Here is a 22,892-nt window from a genome sequence, read left to right on the forward strand (position 1 = left end):
GTGGGGCGGCGGCGTGCCGCAGCGGCCCGCAGGGCATGAGGGGACCACGCGAGCCCGCGGCGACGGCGCCCGCCGAGCGCAGGGTAGTGTAGTCACGTGAAATCGTTCGATGACCTGTTCGCCGAGTTGACCGAGAAGGCCGCCACCCGGCCGGAGGGAAGCGGCACCGTCCAGCAGCTCGACGCCGGCGTGCACGCCATCGGCAAGAAGGTGGTCGAGGAGGCCGCCGAGGTCTGGATGTCGGCCGAGTACGAGAGCGACGACGCCTGCGCCGAGGAGATCAGCCAGCTGCTCTACCATCTGCAGGTGCTGATGCTCGCCAAGGGGCTGAAGCTCGAGGACGTCTACAAACACCTCTGATCGGCGCCGGCGGCGCGGTCGGCGGATCACCGCTCGGCCCGCCCCGACCCCGGATCACCACCCACCCGCACCGATCGCACCACACACGAAGGAAGCCCATGCTGCGCATCGCCGTCCCCAACAAGGGATCGCTCTCCGAGGTCGCCGCCGAGATGCTCGCCGAGGCGGGCTATTCCGGCCGCCGGGACAGCCGCAAGCTCGTGCACACCGACAGCCGCAACGGCGTCGAGTTCTTCTATCTGCGGCCCCGGGACATCGCCACCTACGTGGGCTCGGGCGCACTCCACGTCGGCATCACCGGGCGGGACCTGCTGCTCGACTCGGGATCCGGGGCCTCCGAGGTCGAGGCGCTCGACTTCGCCGACTCGACGTTCCGCTTCGCGGCTCCCGCGGGCGGCGGCATCAGCGAGCTCGAGCACCTCGCGGGCAAGCGCGTCGCGACGAGCTACCCGAAGCTGGTCGACGACTTCCTGCGCGCGCGCGGCATCGTCTCCGAGCTCGTGAAGCTCGACGGGGCCGTGGAGTCGGCGGTGCAGCTGGGCGTGGCCGACGCCGTCGCCGACGTCGTCTCGACGGGCGCCACGCTGCGCGCCGCCGGTCTCGAGATCTTCGGGCCGGTGATCCTGCAGTCGACCGCCGTGCTCATCGGCGGCCCCACCGAGCACGCCGACGTCGAGCGCCTGCTGCGCCGTCTGCGGGGCGTGCTCGTCGCCCGCAAGTACGTGATCATGGACTACGACCTGCCCGTCGATCAGCTGGACGCGGCCACCCAGGTGGCGGGCGGCATCGAGTCGCCCACCGTGTCGCCGCTGAAGGACGAGCGCTGGGTCGCGGTGCGCGTGATGGTGCGCGCCGACGAGGCGAACCAGGTCATGGACCGGCTCTACGACCTCGGCGCGCGGGCGATCCTCGTGACCGCGATCCACGCCGCCCGCCTGTAGAGGAGCGCCCGATGAGCATCGCAACGCGCGTGATCCCGTGCCTCGACGTGGCCGCGGGCCGCGTCGTCAAGGGCGTGAACTTCCTCAACCTGCGCGACGCCGGCGACCCGGTCGAGCTCGCGGCGCGCTACGCCGAGCAGGGCGCCGACGAACTCACCTTCCTCGACGTGACCGCCACGGTCGACGACCGATCCACCACCTACGAGGTCGTGCAGCGCACCGCCGAGCAGGTGTTCATCCCGCTCACGGTGGGCGGCGGCGTTCGCGGCGTCGACGACGTGGCCCGCCTGCTGGGCGTGGGCGCCGACAAGGTCGGCATCAACAGCGGCGCCATCGCGAGGCCCGCGGTGATCGGCGAGATCGCGGATCGCTTCGGCTCCCAGGTCCTCGTGCTCTCGCTCGACGTGAAGCGCTCGCCGCGCACCCCGAGCGGCTTCGTGGTGACGACCCACGGCGGTAAACGGGAAACCGATCTCGACGCGCTGGAGTGGTGCCGCGAGGCGCTCGACCGCGGCGCGGGCGAGCTGCTCGTCAACTCGATGGACGCCGACGGCACGCTCGCCGGCTTCGATCTCGAGCTCACCCGCCGGGTGCGAGAGCTCTCCGACGTGCCCGTCATCGCCTCGGGCGGCGCCGGCAGGCTCGAGCACTTCGCCCCCGCCGTCGAGGCGGGCGCCGACGCCGTGCTCGCGGCGTCGGTCTTCCACGACGGCACGTTCACGATCGGCGAGGTGAAGCGCGCCCTCGCCGAAGCGGGGGTGACGGTACGGTAGACCCGGATCGGGGCGCACCCCGCCCGCCCCACCGGCGACCTCCCGAACGACCCGCCCGCGCCGAATCCCCGAGCGAAAGCTGCTGACACCATGACCCACCCCGATCCCGTGCCGAGCGACCTCGTCTTCAACGACGATGGCCTGTTGCCCGCCATCATCCAGGACGACGAGAGCGGCGAGGTGCTCATGCTCGCCTGGATGGATCGCGAGGCGATCCGCCGCACCCTCACGAGCGGCCGCGTGACGTTCTGGTCGCGGTCGCGCCGCGAGTACTGGCGCAAGGGCGACACCTCGGGCCACCGGCAGTACGTGCGCTCGGTCGCGATGGACTGCGACGGCGACACGCTGCTGGTGCGCGTCGTGCAGCTGGGCGCGGCCTGCCACACCGGCACCCGCAGCTGCTTCACCGGCCGCGACATCCCCGCCCTCGTCGGCGACCCCGACCGGGCCGGGGAGTGACCGGCGCCGGGGAGCCCGGAACCTGTCGAGGGCCGCGCGCGGGGCGCGCCGCCGGCCGCGGTAGTCTGGAGCGGTGACACTGACGACCACGCGCGCCGCCTTCGACGCTGCGCGCGCCTCCCACGCCGTGATCCCCGTCTGCCGTGAGGTCTTCGCGGATGCCGACACCCCCGTCAGCATCTACCGCAAGGTCGCGGCCTCTCGCCCCGGCACGTTCCTGCTGGAGTCGGCGGAGCAGGGCGGCGTGTGGACCCGGTTCAGCTTCGTGGGGGCGGGCAGCTTCGGCGTGCTGGGGGAGCGCGACGGGCGCGCCCACTGGGCCGCCACCGCCGAAGCGGGCGGCGACCGCGCCGACCGGGGCGCCCGCGCCATCGACGAGCAGCGCCTGCTGCCCGGCGGTGTGAGCGGCCTCGCGCCCGTCGAGGCCCTGCGCGCCGTCTACGAGCGCTGGCGAGCCCCGCAGGTGCCGGGGCTGCCGCCGCTCGCGAGCGGCTTCGTCGGATATCTCGGCTGGGAGACGGTGCGCCAGTTCGAGCGCCTCGAGCACGGCCCGAGCGAGGGCCCCGGCCTGCCCACCCAGGGCCTCAGCTTCGTCTCCGAGCTCGTCGTCATCGACCACCGCGAGGGCAGCGTGGTGCTGCTCGCGAACGTGCTCAACGACGAGGCCCTCGGCGACGCGCCGCACGCTACCGCCGACGAGCAGTGGGACGACGCCCAGACCCGGCTCGACGAACTGCAGCGCTCGCTCGCAGCCCCCTCGCCGTCGCCCCTCGGCGTGCTCGACCACGAGGCGCTGCCCGACCCGACGCGGCTCTCGACCAGCGCCGAGTTCATGGCGGCCGTCGAACGCGCGAAGCGCTACATCGTCGACGGAGACATCTTCCAGGTCGTGCCCTCGCAGCGCTTCGACCAGCGCTGCGACGCCGACCCCCTCGATGTCTACCGGGTGCTGCGCCACCTCAACCCGAGCCCCTACCTCTACCTGCTGCAGCTCACCGACCGCGAGGGCGAGCCGTTCGCCGTCGTCGGATCGAGCCCCGAGGCGCTCGTCACCGTGCAGGAGAGCGGGCACGTGATGACGCACCCCATCGCCGGATCGAGGCCCCGCGGAGCCACCGTCGACGCCGACCAGCAGCACGAGCGCGACCTGCTCGCCGACGAGAAGGAGCGGGCCGAGCACCTCATGCTCGTCGACCTCGCCCGCAACGACCTGCTGCGCGTGTGCGAGCCCGCAAGCGTCGAGGTGACCGAGTTCATGCGCATCGAGCGCTTCAGTCACATCATGCACATCGTCTCCACCGTCGAGGGCCGCACCCGCGAGGGCCAGAACCCCGTCGACGTGTTCCGGGCCACCTTCCCGGCGGGAACCCTCAGCGGAGCGCCCAAGCCGCGCGCACTCGAGATCATCGACGAACTCGAACCCGTGCAGCGCGGCGTCTACGGCGGCGTGGTCGGCTACTTCGGCCTCGGGGGAGCGGCGGATCTCGCCATCGCCATCCGCACCGCGACCATCAAGGGCGGCGTCGCGACGGTGCAGGCCGGCGCAGGCATCGTCGCCGACTCCGTGCCCGAGACCGAGGACGCGGAGTGCAGCAGCAAGGCCGCAGCGCCCCTCCGGGCGATCGCGATCGCCAACACGCTGCGCGACCTCGAGACCGCGAACGGCGGCGCCGATGCGAGCTAAGCCCCTCTCCCTCGCCGGGATCGCACTCGCGGGCGGCCTCGCGCTGCTCGCGGGATCGCAGACCTGGATCTCCTTCATGCTCGACGGCACGCACTCGGTCGAAACCGTCACCGGCCACGACGTCAACGCGGCGCTGTCGCCCGTATCGATCGCGATCGTCGCCGCCGCACTCGCGCTCACGATCGCCGGGCCGATCTTCCGCCGCGTGCTCGGCGGCCTCGTAGCCCTGCTCGGGGCCGGGCTCGTCGCCCTCACCTCGACCGCGCTGCTGTCCCCGGCCGGTGCGATCTCGGGGCGCGTCACCGAACTCACCGGCATCACGGGCGGCGACGGGGGCTCCGCAGTGATCTGGAGCAGCCTGTCCGGCTGGGCATGGGCGTGCGCGGCCGCAGGGCTCATCGCCGCCGTGCTCGGCATCGCGGTCATCGTCACCGGCGGCCGCTGGGGCGCGGCCGGCCGCAAATACGACTCCGCGAAACAGGCCCCCGCCGCGGGCGCGCCCGACCGCATCTCCGACTGGGACGCGCTGTCCGAAGGCGGTGACCCGACTTCGTCGGAGTGAGTCATCCTGGACCGCTCGCGGGGGCGCTCGCGGCGGCGTGGCCGCGAAACGCTGCGCGTTTCCTTGAGCGGTCGGCCGGGCGGTGACCCGACTTCGTCGGAGTGAGTCATCCTGGACCGCTCGCGGGGGCGCTCGCGGCGGCGTGGCCGCGAAACGCGGCGCGTTTCCTTGAGCGGCCGGCCGGGCGGTGACCCGACTTCGTCGGATCGATGCGCCGCTCCCGCACCCTCGCACGGTGCGACACGAACGGGCGAGGGCACGACAACCCCCGCGAAGATTTCCGGTAGGCTGGAAACGTTCAAGTCTGTTCAGAGGAGATTCATGAGTACCCAGCACGGAGACCCTGGTCACGGTGACTCGCCCGCCGCATGGACGGCGGTCGTGGTGATGCTGCTCGGCATCGCAGCCGGCACCGTCTTCTTCTTCCTGCACAACGCGACCATGGTGTGGGTGTGCGCCGGTGTGGTCGTGGTCGGCTGGATCCTCGGCTGGATCCTCTCCAAGGCCGGCTTCGGCGTGAACGGCCCGCGTTTCAGCCCCAAGTCCCACGACTGACGTGCTCGAGAACCTGCTCGCGGGCGCGCTCGAAGACGCGAATGCCCGCAGAGAGCTCCGTTCGTACGCTCAGCTCGAGGCCGCAGCGCTCGAACGCTCCGCGGCTCTCGACGCTCTGGAGGCGCTCGCCCCGGCCGATCATATGAAGGTGATCGCCGAGGTGAAGCGCGCCAGCCCCTCCCGAGGGCACCTCGCCGAGATCCCCGAGCCCCAGGCCCTCGCCGCGCAGTACGAGGCCGGCGGCGCCAGCGCGGTCAGCGTGCTGACCGAGGAGCGCAAGTTCAAGGGGTCGCTCGCCGACCTCGAAGCCGTGCGCAAGGCCGTGAGCATCCCGGTGCTGCGCAAGGACTTCATCGGCGACGAATACCAGGTGCTCGAAGCCCGCGCCGCGGGCGCTGATCTCGTGCTGCTCATCGTCGCGGCCCTGCCGCAGCACCGCCTCGAAAGCCTGCACGAGATGATCCGCGAACTGGGCATGACCCCGCTCGTCGAAGCGCACTCCGACGACGAGGTCGCGCGCGCCGTCGACCTCGGCTCCCAGCTGATCGGCGTCAACGCCCGTGACCTGCGAACCTTCGAGCTCGACCGCGACCTCTTCGGCCGCGTCGCCGACCAGATCCCGGCCGGCGTCGTGCGCGTGGCGGAGTCGGCGGTGCTCGACGTCGCCGACGTGGAGCGCTACCGCGAGGCCGGCGCCGACGCCGTGCTCGTGGGCGAGGCGCTCGTCACCGGCGATCCTGTCGCCACGCTGCAGGCGTACCTGAGCGTCTGAGCTGCGGCGACGAGGAACCCGAGGGCTGCACCACCCGCGCGACCTCCCCATCCGATCCCAGGCTCGGCACTCCGAGCATCCGAACCGATAGGCCGACATGACAGAGCAAGCGGGCGGGATTACCAGTCTCCGCGACCAGCACGGACCCTTCTTCGGCGACTACGGCGGGCGATACATGCCCGAGTCGCTCATCGCCGCGATCGACGAGCTCACCGAGGCCTACGAGGCGGCCAAGAACGACCCCTCGTTCCAAGCCGAGCTGCTCGAGCTGCTCGCCTCGTACGCCGGCCGCCCCTCGCCGATCACCGAGGTGCCCCGCTTCGCGGAGCACGCAGGCGGCGCGCGCGTCTTCCTCAAACGCGAAGACCTCAACCACACCGGCTCGCACAAGATCAACAACGTGCTCGGACAGGCCCTGCTCACCAAACGCCTCGGCAAGACCCGAGTGATCGCCGAGACCGGCGCCGGCCAGCACGGCGTCGCCACGGCGACCGCGGCCGCGCTCTTCGGGCTCGAGTGCACCATCTACATGGGCGAGGTCGACACCGAGCGCCAGGCGCTCAACGTCGCCCGCATGCAGCTGCTCGGCGCCGAGGTGGTGCCGGTGAAGGCAGGCTCGCGCACGCTCAAGGACGCGATCAACGAGGCCTACCGCGACTGGGTGGCGAGCGTCGATCGCACCAACTACATCTTCGGCACGGCCGCCGGCCCGCATCCGTTCCCGGCGATGGTGCGAGACTTCCAGAAGATCATCTCCGAGGAGGCCCGAGCGCAGCTGCTCGAGCGCACCGGCCGACTGCCCGACGCGGTCGTCGCCTGCGTGGGCGGCGGGTCGAACGCGATCGGCATGTTCGACGCGTTCCTCGACGACGAGGGCGTGAAGATCTACGGCGTCGAGGCCGCCGGCGAGGGCGTCGACACCGCGCAGCAGGCCGCCTCGATCGAGCGCGGCCGCCCCGGCGTGCTGCACGGGGCGAAGACCTACGTGCTGCAGGACGAGGACGGCCAGACGATCGAGTCGCACTCGATCTCGGCCGGCCTCGACTACCCGGGCGTCGGCCCCGAGCACGCGTGGCTCGCCGACATCGGCCGCGTGGAGTACATCCCCGCCACCGACGACGAGGCGATGCAGGCTCTGCGGCTGCTCAGCCGCACCGAGGGGATCATCCCCGCCATCGAGTCGGCGCACGCGCTCGCGGGCGCGATCCGCATCGGCCGCGAACTCGGCCCCGACGCGATCATCGCCGTGAGCCTCTCGGGCCGCGGCGACAAGGACATGGCGACCGCGGGCCGGTACTTCGGTCTGCTCGACGGCGGAACGGAGCTCGAGGGATGAGCGCGCACGAGTCATCGGTGGCATCCGCGATCCGGGCGGCGAAGCGGGAGCGCCGCGGCGCGCTCGTGGGCTACCTGCCCGTCGGCTTCCCCGATCTCGACACGAGCGTCGACGCGGCGATCGCGATGGCCCGCAACGGCGTCGACGTGCTCGAGCTCGGCCTGCCCTACTCCGACCCGGTCATGGACGGAGCCGTCATCCAGGAGGCCACGCAGACCGCGCTGGCCCGGGGCTTCCGCGTCGCGCACGTCTTCGAGGCGGTGCGCCGCGTGCGCGAGTCCGTCGACGTGCCCGTGCTCGTGATGACCTACTGGAACCCGGTGCTGCAGTACGGGATCGAGCGCTTCGCGACGGGGCTCGCCGAGGCCGGCGGCGCCGGCCTCATCACGCCGGACATCACCCCCGAGGCGGCCTCGGACTGGATCGAGACGAGCGAGCGCCTCGGCCTCGACCGCGTCTTCCTCGCGGCGCCCAGCTCGAGCGACGAGCGCCTGGGCCTCGTCGCCGACGCCTCGCGCGGTTTCGTCTATACGGTGTCGACCATGGGCATCACCGGCGAGCGCGCGCAGCTCGACGCCGCGGCGCGCGCCCTCACCGCGCGACTGCGCGATCAGGGCGTCGACCTCGCCTGTGTCGGCATCGGCCTCTCGACGGCCGATCAGGTGGCCTCGGCTCTCGAGTACGCCGACGGCGCCATCGTCGGCACCGCCTTCGTGCGCGCGCTGCGCGACGGCGGAGTCGAACGGCTCGCCGAGGTGGTGCGCGAGATCGCCGCCGGCACGCTGCGCCCCGATGGCGCGGTCGCCGCAGGCGCCGCGCTGTAGGATTGACACGTTCGCCGCGAGGATCCCCTCCGCGCGGCTTCCCCATGACAGATTCAGCGGCAGAGCGCCGCGAGCGATCACCGGCCAGCGCCGGAGGCGAAAGAGGAGTGGATGATTCTCCCGTTCAGTATCCCGAGCCCCGAGATGCAGTTCTTCCAGATCGGGCCGCTGCGCATCTACATCTACGCGCTGTGCATCATCGTCGGCATCATCTTCGCCGCGATCTGGACGGGTCGCCGCCTCAGCCGCCGCGGCGGTGAGAGCGGCGCGGTCTTCGACTTCCTCGTGTGGGCGCTCGTGCTCGGCATCGTGGGCGCGCGCCTCTATCACGTGGTCACCCACTGGGGCGACTACTTCGGCCCCGGCAAGAACCCGCTCGACGTCTTCGCCTTCTGGCAGGGCGGCATCGCGATCTTCGGGGCACTGCTCGGCGGCGCTATCGGCGTGCTGATCGCCTCGCGCATCACGGGCATCCGCTTCTGGTCCTTCGCCGACGCGCTCGTGCCCGGCCTGCTGCTCGCGCAGGCCGTCGGCCGACTCGGCAACTGGTTCAACCACGAGCTCTTCGGCGGCCCGACCACGCTGCCGTGGGGCCTCGAGATCGAGTCGACCAACCCCGCGTTCCCGATCGGTCTGCCCGAGGGCACCCTCTTCCACCCGACCTTCCTCTACGAGGCGGTGTGGAATCTGCTCGGCATCGTCGTGCTGCTGGCCATCGAGCGCAAGTGGCGCCCGCGCTGGGGCAAGTTCTTCGCCCTCTACCTCGTCTGGTACGGCATCGGCCGCACGGTCACCGAGTCGCTGCGCGTCGATCCCAGCCTGCTCTTCCTCGGCATCCGCACGAACGTGCTCGCCGCCTTCCTCGCGGTCGTGCTGGGCGTGATCATCCTCCTGGTGCAGTGGCGTCGCCACGTCGGCATCGAGGCCTCGGTCTACCTGCCGGGACGCCGCAACCCCGCCGACTCGGTGCTCGCCGACACCGCGAACCCCGACGAGTTCTTCCACGTCCTGCCCCACCGCGACGCCCCCGCAGCGCCCGTCGACGCTCCCTCCGAGGCATCGTCCGAGGCTCCGAGCCAGAGCGGCGGCTCGGCGGAGCCGGCCCGCACCGTCTAGTCCGACGCACTCGTCCAAGCAGCAAGGAGCCGACATGCGCCACGCCAAGATCGTCGCAACCTGGGGCCCCGCGGTCTCCAGCTACGACCACACCCTCGACCTGATCCGGGCCGGCGTCAACGTCGCGCGGCTCAACATGTCCCACGGCACCTACAACGTGCACGAGGGCATCTACCGCAACATCCGCCGCGCCGAGACCGAGGTCGGCCGACCGATCGCGGTGCTCGCCGACCTGCAGGGGCCGAAGATCCGCCTCGGCAAGTTCGAGGGCGGCCCCTACGAGCTCGAGGTCGGCGACGAGTTCGCGATCACCACCCGCGACATCATGGGCGACCGCACCATCTGCAGCACCACCCACAAGGGGCTGCCGGGCGACGTGAACCCCGGCGATCCGCTGCTCATCGACGACGGCAAGGTCGCGCTGCGGGCCGAGCGCGTCACCGAGGACACGGTGTACACCACGGTCGAGATTCCGGGCGCGGTGTCGAACAACAAGGGCATCAACCTGCCCGGCGTCTCGGTCAACGTTCCCGCGCTGTCGGACAAGGACGAGCAGGATCTGCGCTGGGCGCTGCAGCTCGGCGTCGACTACATCGCGCTCTCGTTCGTGCGCGACGCCGCCGATATCACCCGGGTGCACGAGATCATGGGCGAGGAGGGGATCCGCCTGCCCGTCATCGCGAAGATCGAGAAGCCGCAGGCCGTCGACCACCTCGAGGAGATCGTCGACGCGTTCGACGGCATCATGGTCGCCCGAGGCGACCTCGGGGTGGAGCTGCCGCTCGAGCGGGTGCCGCTCGTGCAGACCGAGGCGATCGCGCTGGCCCGCCGCAACGCCAAGCCGGTGATCGTGGCGACCCAGGTGCTCGAGTCGATGATCGAGAACCCGCGCCCCACCCGAGCCGAGGCCTCCGATTGCGCGAACGCGATCCTCGACGGAGCCGACGCCGTGATGCTGTCGGGAGAGACCAGCGTGGGCGCATACCCCGTGCAGGCCGTCGAGACCATGGCGCGCATCATCACCGCCACCGAGGACCACGCCCTCGACCGCATCGAGCCGCTCGGCACGGCGCCCCGCACGCAGGGCGGCGCCCTCACGCTCGCAGCCTCGGATGTCGCAGACTTCGTCGGCGCCCGCTACATCTGCGTGTTCACCGAGTCGGGCGACACCGTGCGGCGCATGTCGCGGCTGCGCCGCCCGATCCCGATCATCGGCTTCACCCCCGAAGCCGACACGCGTCGGCGCATGGAGCTCACCTGGGGCGCCCGCAGCTACGAGGTGCCCCGCGTCGGCAGCACCGACGAGATGTTCGCGCAGGTCGACGAGGTGCTGCTCGACCACGCTCGCGTGAATATCGGCGACAAGGTCGTGATCATCGCCGGGTCGCCCCCCGGGGTGATCGGCACCACCAACACGCTGCGCATCCACCGGATCGGCGAGGCCACCGGCCAGCTGCCCGAGGCGGGGCCGCGCAAGCACGCCCTCGGTCGCGGCGGCATCCCGGTGTGATCCGGTAGGCTAGGCTGCTGGCCCATGGAGGGCCCGTGGAGCGCGCCGCAGGCGCGCTCGTCGGGTCCTCACACGCCGGATTGGTGGAATTGGCAGACACGGCGCACTCAAAATGCGCTGCCGAAAGGTGTGCGGGTTCGAGTCCCGCATCCGGCACCGGCGCCCGCCGTCGCACGACGGGCTTCCCGCACCCAGGTATCCCGCTATCTCCCCCGAACGCAGGAGTAAACTACTCAGCATGACTGAACAGAGCACCGCACCCGCGCGACGCGTCGTCGTTGCGGAAGACGAGTCCCTGATTCGCCTCGACATCGTCGAGACGCTTCGCGACAACGGCTACGACGTGGTCGGCGAAGCCGGTGACGGCGAGGAGGCAGTGCGCCTCGTCGAGGAGCTGCGCCCCGATCTGGTGGTCATGGACGTGAAGATGCCCAAGCTCGACGGCATCTCGGCGGCCGAGCAGATCAACAAGGAGCACATCGCACCGGTGGTGCTGCTCACCGCCTTCAGCCAGCGCGAGCTCGTGGAGCGCGCCACCGAGGCGGGCGCCCTCGCCTACGTGGTGAAGCCGTTCACCCCGGCCGATCTGATCCCCGCGATCGAGATCGCGCTCTCGCGCTTCCAGCAGATCGTCGCCCTCGAGAGCGAGGTCGCCGACCTCGCCGAGCGCTTCGAGACCCGCAAGCTGGTCGACCGCGCGAAGGGGATCCTCAACGACAAGATGGGGCTCAGCGAGCCCGAGGCCTTCCGCTGGATCCAAAAGGCGTCGATGGATCGCCGCCTCACGATGCAGGACGTCGCGAAGACGATCATCGATCAGCTCGGCCCGAAGAAGGACTGACATCCGATGCGGAGAAGCGCCCCGGCCGAACGGCCGGGGCGCTTCTCTGTGATCCGTGGAGGGCTCGGTGCGCGTCTCGCCCCCGGAGCTTCGGCTCCGGGCCTCGGCCGCGGGCCTCAGCCGACCCGCTTGTAGAAGTTCGTGATGCGCACGGTCGAGCAGCGGCGACCCTGGTCGTCGCTCACCACGATCTCGTGCACCGTGATGGATCGGCCGAGCTTGATCGGCGTGCAGACACCCGTGACGACGCCCGAGGTGGCGGATCCGGTGTGCGTCGCGTTGATGTCGATGCCGACTGCGACGTGGCCCTCTGGTGCGACGAAGTTGGCGTGCATCGAGCCGAGGGTCTCGCCGAGCACGACGTAGGCGCCGCCGTGCAGCAGCATCACCGGCTGCGTGTTGCCCTCGACGGGCATCGTGGCGACGGCCCGGTCGCGCTCGAACTCGACGACCTCGATGCCCATGCGATCTGCGAGGGCGCCGAGGCCGCGCTCGCGGATGTAGTCCAGGCCCGGCGACGTCGCCCGCGGATCGGGGGAGTGCTGGGCGGTCTCGGGCGCGGAGGAAGCGGTCATGTCGCGGCTGGTTCCTTGTCGGTGGCGGCTTGTAGGCTGGACGCGTGTCGAATACGCCTCAGCCTACTCTCATGATCATCGACGGCCACTCGCTGGCCTTCCGGGCGTTCTACGCCCTGCCCGTCGACAGCTTCCAGACGCAGACCGGGCAGCACACCAATGCCATCCACGGCTTCATCTCGATGCTCATCAACCTGCTCGGCAACGAGAATCCCGACGCGCTGGCCATCGCCTTCGACATCTCGCGGTACTCGTTCCGCACCGAGGAGTACCCCGAGTACAAGGGCACCCGGGGGGAGACCCCGCCCGAGTTCAAGGGTCAGGTGCCGCTGCTGCAGGAGGCGCTGCACGCCATGGGCATCCGCACCCTCGAGAAAGAGAACTACGAGGCCGACGACATCCTCGCGACCCTCGCGACCCGCGGCGCCGACGCCGGCTACCGGGTGCTCGTGGTCAGCGGCGATCGAGACACGATCCAGCTCGTCGACGACCGCATCACGCTGCTCTACCCCTCCAAGCAGGGCGTCAGCGAGCTCACCCGCTACGACGCCGAGAAGGTGATGGAGCGCTACGGGGTGCGCCCAGAGCAGTACCCGGAGATCGCCGCCCTCGTGGGCGAGACGAGCGACAATCTGCCCGGCGTGCCGCGCGTCGGCGAGAAGACCGCGGTGAAGTGGATCAATCAGTTCGGCTCGCTCGAGGAGATCCTGCGCAGACAGGACGAGATCGGGGGCAAGGTCGGCGAGAGCCTGCGCGAGAACGCCCACCTCGCCGAGCGCAACCGGCGTCTGAACCGTCTCGTGCGCGACGTCGAGCTCGAGATCACGCTCGACGAGCTGAAGCGCGGTGAGATCGACATGGCCGCCGTGCAGCAGGTGTTCGCGAAGCTCGAGTTCCGCACGCTGCTGCAGCGGGTCGGTAAACTCGCGGGCGCTGAGGTGCCGGCCGGGGGAGCGACCGCGGTGTCTCTCGTGCCCGAGCAGCCGCAGGCGAAGAACCTCATCGACGAGGAGCTGGCCGACTGGCTGGCGAAGGTCGAGCGCCCCGCCGTGCTCATGCAGCAGAGCGGCGCCGGGTTCGAGGTGGGTGTCGCCACACCCGACTCGTCGGTGCTGTTCCACTGGCAGCCCGGCGGTCGCGACTACTCGCTCTTCGAGCAGTGGCTCGCCTCCGACGCGCCCAAGGTGTTCTTCGATGCGAAGCAGCAGATCGCGGTCGCGGCCCGCGCCGGCGCTGCGATCGGCGGCATCGAGGGCGACCTGCTGCTCGCCTCGTGGCTGCTGCGCCCCCAGACTCCTGACAAGTCGATCTCCGAGGCCGTGTTCCGCTTCCTCGGCGAGCAGGTGCCCGAGGGCGACCCGAACCAGCTCGTTCCCGACGAGGGCTCCGTCGCCGACTCCGCGGCGCTCGCCTGGTACATCGCCCGCGCGCACGACTCGGCCGTCTCCCGTTTCGAGTCGCGCACGGCCGACATCTACCACGACATCGAGCTGCCGCTCGTGCCGGTGCTCGCGGCGCTCGAGCAACGGGGCGTGCAGATCGACCTGCCGCTGCTCGAGGCGCACAACGCCGAGCTGACCACGCGCGTGGCCGATCTGCAGCAGCAGGCCTTCGACGCGATCGGCCGCGAGGTCAACCTCTCGTCTCCGAAACAGCTGCAGGAGGTGCTCTTCGAGCAACTCGACATGCCGAAGACCCGCAAGACGAAGAGCGGGTACACGACCGACGCGGCAGCGCTCGCCGATCTGCGCGTCAAGAACCCGCACCCCTTCCTCGATGCGCTGCTCGCGCACCGCGACGCGAACAAGCTGCGGCAGATGGTCGAGACGCTCATCAAGGCGGTGCAGGACGACGGGCGGATCCGCACGACGTTCGTGCAGACGGGCTCGAGCACGGGCCGCCTCGCCTCCACCGACCCCAACCTGCAGAACATTCCGGTGCGTTCGGAGGAGGGCCGCCGCATTCGCGAGGGCTTCATCTACGCCCCCGAGTACGAGGCGCTGATGACGGCCGACTACTCGCAGATCGAGATGCGCATCATGGCGCACCTCTCGGGAGACGAGGGGCTGATCGAGGCCTTCCGGCAGGGCGAGGATCTGCACCGCTTCGTGGGCGGTCGCATCTTCGGGGTGCCGCCCGAGGAGGTGACGAGCGAGATGCGCTCGAAGGTGAAGGCCATGTCGTACGGCCTCGCCTACGGCCTCTCGGCATTCGGCCTCTCGAAGCAGTTGAACATCTCGGCCGCCGAGGCCCGCCAGCTCATGGAAGACTATTTCGAGCGGTTCGGCGGGGTGCGCGACTACCTGCGCTCCGTGGTCGATCAGGCCAAGCGCGACACCTTCACCGAGACGATCTTCGGGCGGCGGCGGCCGTTCCCCGATCTCGCGAGCCCCAACCGCATCCTGCGCGAGAATGCCGAGCGCGCGGCACTCAACGCCCCGATCCAGGGTTCGGCGGCCGACATCATCAAGCGCGCCATGATCCAGGTCGAGCAGCGCATGCTCGCCGCGGGCATGCGGTCGCGCATGCTGCTGCAGATCCACGACGAGCTCATGTTCGAGGTCGCCGAGGGCGAGTGGGACGCCCTCGAGGAGATCGTGCGCGCCGAGATGGCGGGCGCCGCCGAACTCTCAGTGCCGCTCGAGGTGCAGGTGGGGCGCGGAGCGAACTGGAACGCGGCCGCACACTAGGCGCCGCGCCGGCGCCGCGGGTCGATTCGGCCCCGACTTCCGCGTGATTCCGCGACTGGCCGAACGGTCGAGTCGCAGAATCACGCGTTTCGGCGCGGTCGGGCCGCAGCGGCTGATTGGATCGGGACCATGGAAATCACGAAACAGGACTTCGGGCGATTCGTCACGGAGCGGCGCCGCGCCGGCGGCCTCACCCAGCGTCAGCTCGCCGAGCGGCTGCACGTCACGGAGTCGGCCGTGTCCAAGTGGGAGCGCGGCCTCTCCTATCCCGACATCACCCTGGTGCAGGCGATCGCGGCCGAGCTCGGGGTCAGCGGGCAGGAGCTGATCAGCGCGAGCGAGGATCGCGAGGGGCGCGCCGACAAGCGCGATGCCCGCAGCTACCGCGGGTGGCGCAGCGCGATCCTCTGGACGACGCTGCTCTCGTGGACCGCCGCGATCCTCGCCTGCTTCATCGTCAACCTCTCGGTGCAGCACACGCTCAGCTGGTTCTGGGTCGTGCTGCCGGCCGTCGGCATCGCGTTCTGCCTGACCACACTCCCGCTGCTGCCCGTGCCCGGACCCGGCTGGCTGGCGCTCGGGGGCTCGACCGCCTGCCTCATGGCCCTGCTGCTCGTGGTGTGGCTGCAGTTCTCGACCGGGTCGTGGCTCGTCATCGCGGTCTCGGCGGTGGTGTTCGCGCTGCTGTTCGTCTTCACACCGATCTGGCTGACGGTGCTGCATCTGCCCGGCGGGCTGCGGCGGCACCGCACGCTGCTCGTCCTCGTCATCGAGACCGCAGCGCTGCTGCTCTTCCTGCTGATCGTGTTCGTCGCGATCGGGCGGGCCGAGCTGTGGTTGTGGCCCGCACTGCCGATCGCGGCGATCGGCGCGGCGCCGATCTGGGTCTCGGCTCTCGCAATCCGCTACCTGCCGCTGCCGGGGCTCGCGGTGGCCGCCCTCGTGACGGCGTTTCTCGGATGCTGCGCGCTGGTGATGGATCGCGCGGTCGCGGCTGTGCTCGGGCAGCCCGACGAGTGGGCGCTCGATCTCGGGTCCTGGAACGCCGAGACGATCGAGACGAACATCCAGTTCCTCATCTTCCTTGCGGCGCTCGCGGTCGCGTTGCTGCTCGGGGTCTCCGCACTCGCCCGGGCGGCCTCGGGCCCGACCCGCAAGGCTCCAGCGGCGGTGTGAGACCCGGCGCGGGAGCCCGCCGCGACGGCCGCGAAACGCGGGCGGCTCTGCACTTGATCCCGGGCGTGTCCTCGGGATAAGATCGAGTGTCACTTTTCTGTGGCGACTCAACCATGTCCACGTGTGGGAGCGACTCGCGGATCTGAGCGATCCGACCGCGTCCGTGCGACCACCTGATTCCATGTCCATTCTGGAGACCAATTTCATGACGAACGCAACGACCGAGAGCAAGCAGGTCGCAGTTAACGACATCGGCTCAGCCGACGACTTCCTTGCAGCGGTCGAATCGACCCTGAAGTTCTTCAACGACGGCGACCTCATCGAGGGCACCGTGGTGAAGATCGACCGCGACGAGGTGCTCCTCGACGTCGGTTACAAGACCGAGGGTGTCATCCCCTCGCGCGAGCTGTCCATCAAGCACGACGTGAACCCCGATGAGGTCGTTCAGGTCGGCGATCCCGTAGAGGCGCTCGTGCTCCAGAAGGAGGACAAGGAAGGTCGCCTCATCCTGTCCAAGAAGCGTGCTCAGTACGAGCGCGCCTGGGGCGATGTGGAGAAGATCAAGGAGAACGAGGGCGTTGTCACCGGCACCGTCATCGAGGTCGTCAAGGGCGGCCTGATCGTCGACATCGGGCTGCGCGGCTTCCTCCCCGCCTCGCTCATCGAGCTGCGCCGCGTGCGCGACCTGACCCCCTACCTGGGTCAGGAGATCGAGGCCAAGATCCTCGAACTCGACAAGAACCGCAACAACGTGGTGCTGTCGCGTCGCGCGCTCCTCGAGGAGACGCAGTCGGCGACCCGCTCCTCGTTCCTCGCGGAGCTCAAGCCCGGCCAGGTGCGCAAGGGCGTCATCTCGTCGATCGTCAACTTCGGCGCGTTCGTCGACCTGGGCGGCGTGGACGGCCTCGTGCACGTCTCCGAGCTGTCCTGGAAGCACATCGAGCACGCCTCCGACGTGGTCGAGGTCGGCCAGGAGGTCACCGTCGAGGTGCTCTCCGTCGAGCTGGATCGCGAGCGCGTCTCGCTCTCGCTGAAGGCCACCCAGGAGGACCCGTGGCAGGTCTTCGCCCGCACGCACGCGATCGGCCAGATCGCCCCGGGCGTCGTCACCAAGCTTGTGCCCTTCGGCGCGTTCGTGCGCGTCGCGGACGGCATCGAGGGCCTCGTGCACATCTCGGAGCTGTCGGGTCAGCACGTCGAGCTCGCCGAGCAGGTCGTGCAGGCGGGCCAGGAGGTCTTCGTCAAGATCATCGATATCGATCTCGACCGTCGCCGCATCTCGCTCAGCCTCAAGCAGGCCAACGAGGGCGTCGATCCCGAGGGCACCGAGTTCGACCCGGCGCTGTACGGCATGACCACCGAGTACGACGAGAACGGCGAGTACAAGTACCCCGAGGGCTTCGATCCCGAGACCCAGGAGTGGAAGGAAGGCTTCGAGTCGCAGCGCGAGAAGTGGGAGCAGGAGTACGCTGCTGCCCAGGAGCGCTGGGAGGCTCACAAGAAGCAGGTCGCCGCTTCGCTCGTCGAGGCCGCCGCGGCTCCCGCCGCCGACGCCCCCTCGTCGAGCTTCTCGAGCGATTCGTCGTCGGCCGGCGCACTGGCCGACGACGCCGCTCTCGCCGCGCTGAAGGCTCAGCTCGAGGGCAACTGAGATTCGTCGGCCGAGCGTTCAGCTCGGCGGTGAGTTCGCGAAGGCCCGGCCCCTGTTCGGGGGCCGGGCCTTCGGCGTATCGGGATCCGGACCGCGGCTCGGGCGAAGCGCTCGCGCCGCGCTTGCCGCTTCGTCGGTGGGCTCGGGCGCCCCCGCGCTGCGCGAGCAGCCCCCGCGCTGCGGGAGAGTCGAGAACTGCTCGGGATCGGGCAGGGGAGCGCAGTTCTCTCCCACTCGCCGGGGACCGATCGGGCGGAGTCGCCGCTCAGACCGGGGGCGATGTCTCGCCTGCCGCCGCCCGCTGCTCCCGGCGCCGCAGCTGAGCGCGCCGCAGTCTGCGAACCAGCACCACGACGACCACGATGAGCAGTACGAGCGCGAGCACCGGCACCACGACTGCGAGTAGGGTGAGCACGAGCGCACCGATGTCCTCGAAGAAACTCGACACCGCCGCGCCGGCCCCGCCGGTCAGCGCATTGAGCACCGGTCGCGCGATCGCCTTCAGCAGGTGCGGTACGAGCGCGACGAGCACGCCCAGCACGAACGGCCAGAACTCGGCCGAGGTGACGAAGGCCGCGGGATCGGCGACGGCGACCGTCTCGCTCGACGACCCAGCGGCGAAGACCATGCCGCCCGAAGCCGGGCGCACCACGGTCTGCAGCACGTCGTTGGCCGTGTCGAGCACGGGGAACTTGTCGACCAGCACCTCGACGACGAGCAGCACGCCCAGGACGCCGAGACTCCACCCGTTCTCGAGCCACGCCCACCCCGACGGCAGCTGCACGATGTCGGTGAACCGCGAGAGCAGCCCGAGCCCGAGCAGTGGGATGTAGGCGTTCAGCCCCGCCGACGCCGCGAGCGTGATGCCGGTGATGAGTTCGAGCATGCCGCCAGCATAACCGGGCGGGCCGCTCCGCTGCCGGTATCGTGAACCCCATGAAACTGATCGCGCTGACGGGCGGCATCGCCTCGGGCAAGTCGACGATCGGCCGGCGCCTCGCCGAACTGGGCGCGGTGCGCATCGACGCGGATCAGCTGGCCCGGGAGGCGGTGGCGCCCGGATCGCCCGGGCTCGAGCGCGTGGCCGAACGCTTCGGCGAGGGGGTGCTCGGAGCGCAGGGCGAGCTGAACCGCGCGGCGCTGGGCGGCATCGTCTTCGGCGATCCCGAGGCGCTCGCCGCGCTCAACGGCATCGTGCACCCAGAGGTGCGTCGCATCGCCGACGAGCGGATCGCAGCGGCCGAGGCCGATGACCCCGAGGCCGTGGTCGTGTACGAGATCCCGCTGCTCGTCGAGACGGGCGCGGTACGAGATTCCGACTGGGATCTCGTGCTCGTCGCCGACGCCCCCGCCGCTCAGCGCATCGCGCGCATGGTTGAGCTGCGGGGCATGAGCGAGGCCGACGCCCGCGCCCGCATCGCGCACCAGGCCAGTGACGAGGATCGGCGGGCGGTCGCCGACCGCATCATCGACACCTCGGGCAGCGAGGCCGAAACCCTCGCGCAGGTCGACGCGCTGTGGAGCGATCTGCACTCGGGATGAGCGCCTGCGCGCCCGACGCACCGCGGTCTCGGGGCGGCTATGCGCGAGCGAACTCGGCCAGCCAGTCGAGCCGCAGCTGCGCGATGAACGCGAGCAGCACGTAGCAGAACACCACGATCACCCAGGTCCACGAGTAGAGCCGCGTGAAAACGTTCCGCGTAGCCGCGGTCGTGGGCACGTCGCCCGAGGCGTAGGGGCGGAACGCGGTGACCCACCACAGCGGGATCATCACGGTCCAGACGACCATGCACCAGGGGCAGAGGGTACCGAGCACGAACACGCTCTGCGAGAACAGCCAGCAGATGAAGACGAAGCCGCCGAGCAGTCCCAGCTGGTACACCCGCCAGAACCAGGGCGAGAAGCGCGCGCCCGCCAGAAGGGCGACGCCCACCGCGATGGGCGCGATGAAGGCCGAGACGCCGATGATGGTGTTGCTGAAGCCGAACAGCGACCCCTGCCACGAGCCCATGTTCGGGCCGCAGGTGACGAGCACGCTCACGGCGCAGTTCGGCACGTAGTCGGGGTTCGCGAGCGTCTTCATGTACTCGGTGAGCAGTTCGAACGACGCGAACCAGCCGATCGCCCCGGCGACGATCGAGAAGACGGCGAAGGCGAGTGGGCGCTGGGAGACGCGGGGCTCGGGGCTCATGGGGCGATCTTATCCGGATGCGCCTGAAAGACGCGGGTCGCGCGGCGAACCTCGTGCTCAGCCGACTCCGTGACATAATGGAGTGCGGTGCGAGATGCCGAGAAGGCGTATCGCACGCACAGTCTTTTGACTGCCGAGAGGCGGTCACCGGTCGAAGACCGACCGAGCGCGAGTGCGCGGCATTCGCGGAGAACAGGATTTGCGGATCACACCGCACGAGTAGGGTTTCCGGCGAGAACGAGATTCTCCCTGGGTAGAGGAGACACCAGGAATGGTGAACAGCACAACAGAAGACCACCGCGAAGAGCCTGCGGGCGACGAGCTCGCGCAGACCGCAGAGACGACGCCGAGCGGCAACGGGGTTGCCGCGGCCGAGCAGCCCGCCCTCGCCGATACGGCCGATGGTGCATCGGGTGAGGCGCCTTCGGCTGAGGCCGCCTCCGCTGAAGCCGCCCCTGCGCCGGAGCAGAACGCTTCGGAGTCGAGCGGCGACGGTTTCGACGGCGCCGTCGCTGCGCCCGCCGAGGGCGATCCCGAGCAGCCGAAGAAGCCCGAAGCGCCGAAGCTGCTGCTGCCGCTCGCCGAGATGACGCCCGAGGAGCGCTTCCGCGCGACCACGAGGCTGATCTTCCTCGCCCCCGACGTGCCCCCGGTGCAGCCGCGCCCCCGCCGCGTCGACTGGCGCCAGAGCGACTCCTTTCACGGCCAGGTCGAGCCTCGCCAGGGCGAGCTCAGCCAGCTCGATGAGCTGCTCGATCAGCGGTTCCAGCGTGACGACGAGCCCGCGGACCGCGAGAACGGCTCGGGATCGCGCCGCACGCGCCGCCGCTCCGGCGGATCGGATCCGGACCGATCCGACGACGAACCGCGCCGCCGCGAGCGCCAGGCCCCCGTGATCACCGAGCCGCAGAAGGTGAAGGGATCCACCCGGCTCGAGGCGAAGAAGCAGCGGCGCCGCGACGGACGCGACGCCGGCCGTCGGCGCATGGTCATCACCGAGTCCGAGTTCCTCGCGCGCCGCGAGGCGGTGGACCGCGAGATGATCGTGCGCACCACCGCGGACCGCGTGCAGATCGGCGTGCTCGAGGACAAGGTGCTCGTCGAGCACTACGTGGCGCGCTCGAGCGAATCGTCGCTCATCGGCAACGTCTACCTGGGCCGCGTGCAGAACGTGCTGCCGAGCATGGAGGCGGCGTTCGTCGACATCGGACGCGGCCGCAACGCGGTGCTCTACTCGGGCGAGGTCGACTGGTCGGAGTTCGAGGGAGGCAACACGGCCCGCCGCATCGAGAACGCCCTCAAGCCCGGCGATCAGGTGCTCGTGCAGGTCACGAAGGACCCGGTCGGCCACAAGGGCGCTCGCCTCACGAGCCAGATCTCCCTGCCCGGACGCTTCCTGGTCTACGTGCCGGGCGGCGCGATGAACGGCATCTCCCGCAAGCTTCCCGACACCGAGCGCGCGCGCCTCAAGAAGATCCTCAAGGAGGTGCTGCCGAGCGGCGCCGGAGTGATCGTTCGCACCGCCGCGGAGGGCGCCAGCGAGGATCAGCTCACGCACGACGTGCAGCGGCTCACCCGCCAGTGGGAGTCCATCCAGAAGCGCGTCGAGAAGGGCGGCGGCCCCGTGCTGCTGCACTCCGAGCCAGACATGCTCATCAAGATCGTGCGCGACGTCTTCAACGAGGACTTCCACCGGCTGCGCATCGCGGGCGACGACACCTACGAGACGATCGAGCGCTACCTCTCGCAGGTGGCCCCGGATCTGCTGCAGCGCGTCGAGCGCTACGAGGGCGAACGCGACATCTTCGACGAGTACCGGGTCAGCGAGCAGATCGCGAAGGCGCTCGACCGCAAGGTCTGGCTGCCCTCCGGCGGTTCGCTCGTGATCGACCGCACCGAGGCCATGACCGTGGTCGACGTGAACACCGGCAAGTTCGTGGGATCGGGCGGCAACCTCGAGGAGACCGTCACCAAGAACAACCTCGAGGCCGCCGAGGAGATCGTCCGGCAGCTGCGGCTGCGCGACATCGGCGGCATCATCGTGGTCGACTTCATCGACATGGTGCTCGAATCGAACCGGGATCTCGTGCTGCGCCGCTTGGTCGAGTGCCTCAGCCGCGACCGCACCAAGCACCAGGTCGCGGAGGTCACCTCCCTCGGCCTCGTGCAGATGACCCGCAAGAAGCTGGGCCTCGGCCTGCTCGAGTCGTTCAGCGAGCCCTGCGAGGTCTGCGCCGGCCGCGGCGTCATCGTGCATCACGAGCCCGTGACGAAGCACCGCAGCGAGGGATCCTCGCGCGGCTCGAAGCGCGGCAAGGGATCGCAGTCGCAGTCGCAGCAGCACCAGCACGACAGCAAGAGCCAGGCCCACGCCATCACCGACGGCGCGAAGAACATGCTCGCGCAGGTGGCGGCCTCGACCATCCAGGGCTCCAAGCCCGAGGAGCGCTCGGAGGGCCACGGCCCCGAGCCGCGCGACTCCCGCGACAGTCGTGGCGGATCGAGCTCCCGCGACGAGAAGGTGAGCGGCAAGGTCTCCTCGCGCCCCTCGCGCGAACCCGCCGCGACGCGCGGCCGCGCGCCGGAACCCCAGGCGCCGGTGAGCGGCACGCTGCTCGACTCGGTGCTCGACGCGCTGCCCGAGGCTCCGAGTGCTGGCACCGGCCGCGCACGCAGCCGGCGCGTCTCGACCGCCCCGCTGCGGGGCGGCGCCGAACGGCCGGCGACCGCGACGAGCGACGACGATGCGAAGTCGGCTCAGCAGGCGCTCGCGGAGGCGCTCGACGCCACCGCGCGCCGCAAGGACGCCGGGCAGGAGTGACACGCGGAGCGGCCTATTTGACCGCATCCGGTAGTTCACGATATTATTGAGCGTT

21 protein-coding genes and 1 tRNA gene are annotated in these 22,892 nt (G+C 70.2%); 19 read left to right on the top strand and 3 right to left on the bottom strand.

Going from position 1 to position 22,892, the window contains the following annotated elements:
• The first annotated feature begins 96 nt into the window (after window positions 1-96).
• The 14 genes from H490_RS26605 to H490_RS26675 all read left to right on the top strand — a co-directional run bounded on the left by H490_RS26605 (window position 97) and on the right by H490_RS26675 (window position 11,733).
• On the top strand, window positions 97-360 hold the full coding sequence (locus H490_RS26605) for a phosphoribosyl-ATP diphosphatase (RefSeq protein WP_017884542.1): 264 nt from the start codon (window positions 97-99) through the stop codon (window positions 358-360).
• A gap of 98 nt (window positions 361-458) precedes the next feature.
• A complete protein-coding gene (gene hisG, locus H490_RS26615) occupies window positions 459-1,301 on the top strand; it encodes an ATP phosphoribosyltransferase (protein ID WP_017884543.1) in 843 nt (280 codons plus the stop codon).
• Between the two features lie 11 nt (window positions 1,302-1,312).
• Window positions 1,313-2,074 carry an imidazole glycerol phosphate synthase subunit HisF gene (gene hisF, locus H490_RS26620; RefSeq protein ID WP_017884544.1) on the top strand — a complete coding sequence of 254 codons (762 nt, stop codon included), beginning with the start codon at window positions 1,313-1,315 and terminating at the stop codon, window positions 2,072-2,074.
• A 90-nt stretch (window positions 2,075-2,164) separates the two neighbouring features.
• Window positions 2,165-2,533, top strand: coding sequence for a phosphoribosyl-AMP cyclohydrolase (gene hisI / locus H490_RS26625; protein WP_017884545.1), 369 nt, complete (start codon window positions 2,165-2,167; stop codon window positions 2,531-2,533).
• A gap of 73 nt (window positions 2,534-2,606) precedes the next feature.
• Window positions 2,607-4,217 (top strand): anthranilate synthase component I, encoded by a 1,611-nt coding sequence (locus tag H490_RS26630; protein ID WP_017884546.1) that lies wholly within the window; start codon window positions 2,607-2,609, stop codon window positions 4,215-4,217.
• On the top strand, window positions 4,207-4,779 hold the full coding sequence (locus H490_RS26635) for a Trp biosynthesis-associated membrane protein (RefSeq protein ID WP_017884547.1): 573 nt from the start codon (window positions 4,207-4,209) through the stop codon (window positions 4,777-4,779). The genes H490_RS26630 and H490_RS26635 overlap by 11 nt, the downstream gene beginning before the upstream one ends.
• 321 nt (window positions 4,780-5,100) lie before the next feature.
• Window positions 5,101-5,334: an HGxxPAAW family protein gene (locus tag H490_RS26640; protein WP_031290134.1), complete on the top strand. Its 234-nt coding sequence runs from the start codon at window positions 5,101-5,103 to the stop codon at window positions 5,332-5,334.
• A 1-nt stretch (window position 5,335) separates the two neighbouring features.
• Window positions 5,336-6,106 carry an indole-3-glycerol phosphate synthase TrpC gene (gene trpC, locus H490_RS26645; RefSeq protein WP_017884549.1) on the top strand — a complete coding sequence of 257 codons (771 nt, stop codon included), beginning with the start codon at window positions 5,336-5,338 and terminating at the stop codon, window positions 6,104-6,106.
• A gap of 97 nt (window positions 6,107-6,203) precedes the next feature.
• Complete coding sequence (trpB, locus tag H490_RS26650; RefSeq protein ID WP_017884550.1) at window positions 6,204-7,442, top strand: tryptophan synthase subunit beta; 1,239 nt, start codon at window positions 6,204-6,206, stop codon at window positions 7,440-7,442.
• Window positions 7,439-8,266 carry a tryptophan synthase subunit alpha gene (gene trpA / locus H490_RS26655; RefSeq protein WP_017884551.1) on the top strand — a complete coding sequence of 276 codons (828 nt, stop codon included), beginning with the start codon at window positions 7,439-7,441 and terminating at the stop codon, window positions 8,264-8,266. Before trpB ends, trpA begins: the two co-directional genes overlap by 4 nt.
• 111 nt (window positions 8,267-8,377) lie before the next feature.
• Entirely contained in the window at window positions 8,378-9,382 is a 1,005-nt protein-coding gene (gene lgt, locus H490_RS26660; RefSeq protein WP_017884552.1) for a prolipoprotein diacylglyceryl transferase, read from the top strand.
• 34 nt (window positions 9,383-9,416) lie between these two features.
• Window positions 9,417-10,892 (top strand): pyruvate kinase, encoded by a 1,476-nt coding sequence (pyk, locus tag H490_RS26665; RefSeq protein ID WP_017884553.1) that lies wholly within the window; start codon window positions 9,417-9,419, stop codon window positions 10,890-10,892.
• 74 nt (window positions 10,893-10,966) lie between these two features.
• Window positions 10,967-11,048 (top strand) — tRNA-Leu (locus tag H490_RS26670).
• A gap of 82 nt (window positions 11,049-11,130) precedes the next feature.
• Window positions 11,131-11,733, top strand: a complete 603-nt coding sequence (locus tag H490_RS26675) for an ANTAR domain-containing response regulator (protein WP_017884554.1) — start codon at window positions 11,131-11,133, stop codon at window positions 11,731-11,733.
• 116 nt (window positions 11,734-11,849) lie between these two features.
• On the opposite strand, the gene H490_RS26680 is transcribed toward H490_RS26675, so the two are convergent.
• Window positions 11,850-12,308: a hotdog fold thioesterase gene (locus H490_RS26680; protein WP_017884555.1), complete on the bottom strand. Its 459-nt coding sequence runs from the start codon at window positions 12,306-12,308 to the stop codon at window positions 11,850-11,852.
• Between the two features lie 71 nt (window positions 12,309-12,379).
• Here H490_RS26680 and polA point away from each other — a divergent pair, with 71 nt between their 5' ends.
• From polA to rpsA, 3 genes are all read left to right on the top strand, one after another.
• Entirely contained in the window at window positions 12,380-14,998 is a 2,619-nt protein-coding gene (gene polA / locus H490_RS26685; protein WP_017884556.1) for a DNA polymerase I, read from the top strand.
• A gap of 129 nt (window positions 14,999-15,127) precedes the next feature.
• Window positions 15,128-16,174, top strand: coding sequence for a helix-turn-helix domain-containing protein (locus H490_RS31180; protein ID WP_017884557.1), 1,047 nt, complete (start codon window positions 15,128-15,130; stop codon window positions 16,172-16,174).
• Window positions 16,175-16,379: 205 nt separating this feature from the next.
• Complete coding sequence (gene rpsA, locus H490_RS26695) at window positions 16,380-17,825, top strand: 30S ribosomal protein S1 (protein WP_017884558.1); 1,446 nt, start codon at window positions 16,380-16,382, stop codon at window positions 17,823-17,825.
• A 265-nt stretch (window positions 17,826-18,090) separates the two neighbouring features.
• Here rpsA and H490_RS26700 read toward each other — a convergent pair whose 3' ends face one another.
• A complete protein-coding gene (locus H490_RS26700; protein ID WP_017884559.1) occupies window positions 18,091-18,711 on the bottom strand; it encodes a DUF4126 domain-containing protein in 621 nt (206 codons plus the stop codon).
• Between the two features lie 50 nt (window positions 18,712-18,761).
• Here H490_RS26700 and coaE point away from each other — a divergent pair, with 50 nt between their 5' ends.
• Window positions 18,762-19,367, top strand: coding sequence for a dephospho-CoA kinase (gene coaE, locus H490_RS26705; RefSeq protein ID WP_017884560.1), 606 nt, complete (start codon window positions 18,762-18,764; stop codon window positions 19,365-19,367).
• Window positions 19,368-19,404: 37 nt separating this feature from the next.
• Here the strand turns inward: coaE and H490_RS26710 are convergent, their stop codons facing one another.
• A complete protein-coding gene (locus H490_RS26710; protein ID WP_017884561.1) occupies window positions 19,405-20,016 on the bottom strand; it encodes a vitamin K epoxide reductase family protein in 612 nt (203 codons plus the stop codon).
• Window positions 20,017-20,287: 271 nt separating this feature from the next.
• Between H490_RS26710 and H490_RS26715 the strand changes: the two genes are divergently transcribed.
• The gene (locus tag H490_RS26715; RefSeq protein WP_017884562.1) at window positions 20,288-22,837 is read left to right on the top strand and encodes an Rne/Rng family ribonuclease; all 2,550 of its coding nucleotides are present in this window, start codon (window positions 20,288-20,290) and stop codon (window positions 22,835-22,837) included.
• Window positions 22,838-22,892 lie beyond the last annotated feature (55 nt).

This window comes from Leucobacter sp. UCD-THU (assembly GCF_000349545.1).
In the GTDB taxonomy this organism is placed as follows: domain Bacteria; phylum Actinomycetota; class Actinomycetes; order Actinomycetales; family Microbacteriaceae; genus Leucobacter; species Leucobacter muris.

Excerpts from the sequence above, each read along its gene's own strand:
- H490_RS26635 (WP_017884547.1), top strand. The coding sequence starts at position 4,207 with ATGCGAGCTAAGCCCCTCTCCCTCGCCGGGATCGCACTCGCGGGCGGC.
- hisI (WP_017884545.1), top strand. The coding sequence starts at position 2,165 with ATGACCCACCCCGATCCCGTGCCGAGCGACCTCGTCTTCAACGACGAT.
- polA (WP_017884556.1), top strand. The coding sequence starts at position 12,380 with ATGATCATCGACGGCCACTCGCTGGCCTTCCGGGCGTTCTACGCCCTG.
- coaE (WP_017884560.1), top strand. The coding sequence starts at position 18,762 with ATGAAACTGATCGCGCTGACGGGCGGCATCGCCTCGGGCAAGTCGACG.
- H490_RS26710 (WP_017884561.1), bottom strand. The coding sequence starts at position 20,016 with ATGAGCCCCGAGCCCCGCGTCTCCCAGCGCCCACTCGCCTTCGCCGTC.
- H490_RS26680 (WP_017884555.1), bottom strand. The coding sequence starts at position 12,308 with ATGACCGCTTCCTCCGCGCCCGAGACCGCCCAGCACTCCCCCGATCCG.
- pyk (WP_017884553.1), top strand. The coding sequence starts at position 9,417 with ATGCGCCACGCCAAGATCGTCGCAACCTGGGGCCCCGCGGTCTCCAGC.
- hisF (WP_017884544.1), top strand. The coding sequence starts at position 1,313 with ATGAGCATCGCAACGCGCGTGATCCCGTGCCTCGACGTGGCCGCGGGC.
- trpA (WP_017884551.1), top strand. The coding sequence starts at position 7,439 with ATGAGCGCGCACGAGTCATCGGTGGCATCCGCGATCCGGGCGGCGAAG.
- hisG (WP_017884543.1), top strand. The coding sequence starts at position 459 with ATGCTGCGCATCGCCGTCCCCAACAAGGGATCGCTCTCCGAGGTCGCC.
- lgt (WP_017884552.1), top strand. The coding sequence starts at position 8,378 with ATGATTCTCCCGTTCAGTATCCCGAGCCCCGAGATGCAGTTCTTCCAG.
- H490_RS26700 (WP_017884559.1), bottom strand. The coding sequence starts at position 18,711 with ATGCTCGAACTCATCACCGGCATCACGCTCGCGGCGTCGGCGGGGCTG.
- trpB (WP_017884550.1), top strand. The coding sequence starts at position 6,204 with ATGACAGAGCAAGCGGGCGGGATTACCAGTCTCCGCGACCAGCACGGA.
- H490_RS26675 (WP_017884554.1), top strand. The coding sequence starts at position 11,131 with ATGACTGAACAGAGCACCGCACCCGCGCGACGCGTCGTCGTTGCGGAA.
- H490_RS31180 (WP_017884557.1), top strand. The coding sequence starts at position 15,128 with ATGGAAATCACGAAACAGGACTTCGGGCGATTCGTCACGGAGCGGCGC.
- H490_RS26715 (WP_017884562.1), top strand. The coding sequence starts at position 20,288 with ATGGTGAACAGCACAACAGAAGACCACCGCGAAGAGCCTGCGGGCGAC.
- rpsA (WP_017884558.1), top strand. The coding sequence starts at position 16,380 with ATGACGAACGCAACGACCGAGAGCAAGCAGGTCGCAGTTAACGACATC.
- H490_RS26640 (WP_031290134.1), top strand. The coding sequence starts at position 5,101 with ATGAGTACCCAGCACGGAGACCCTGGTCACGGTGACTCGCCCGCCGCA.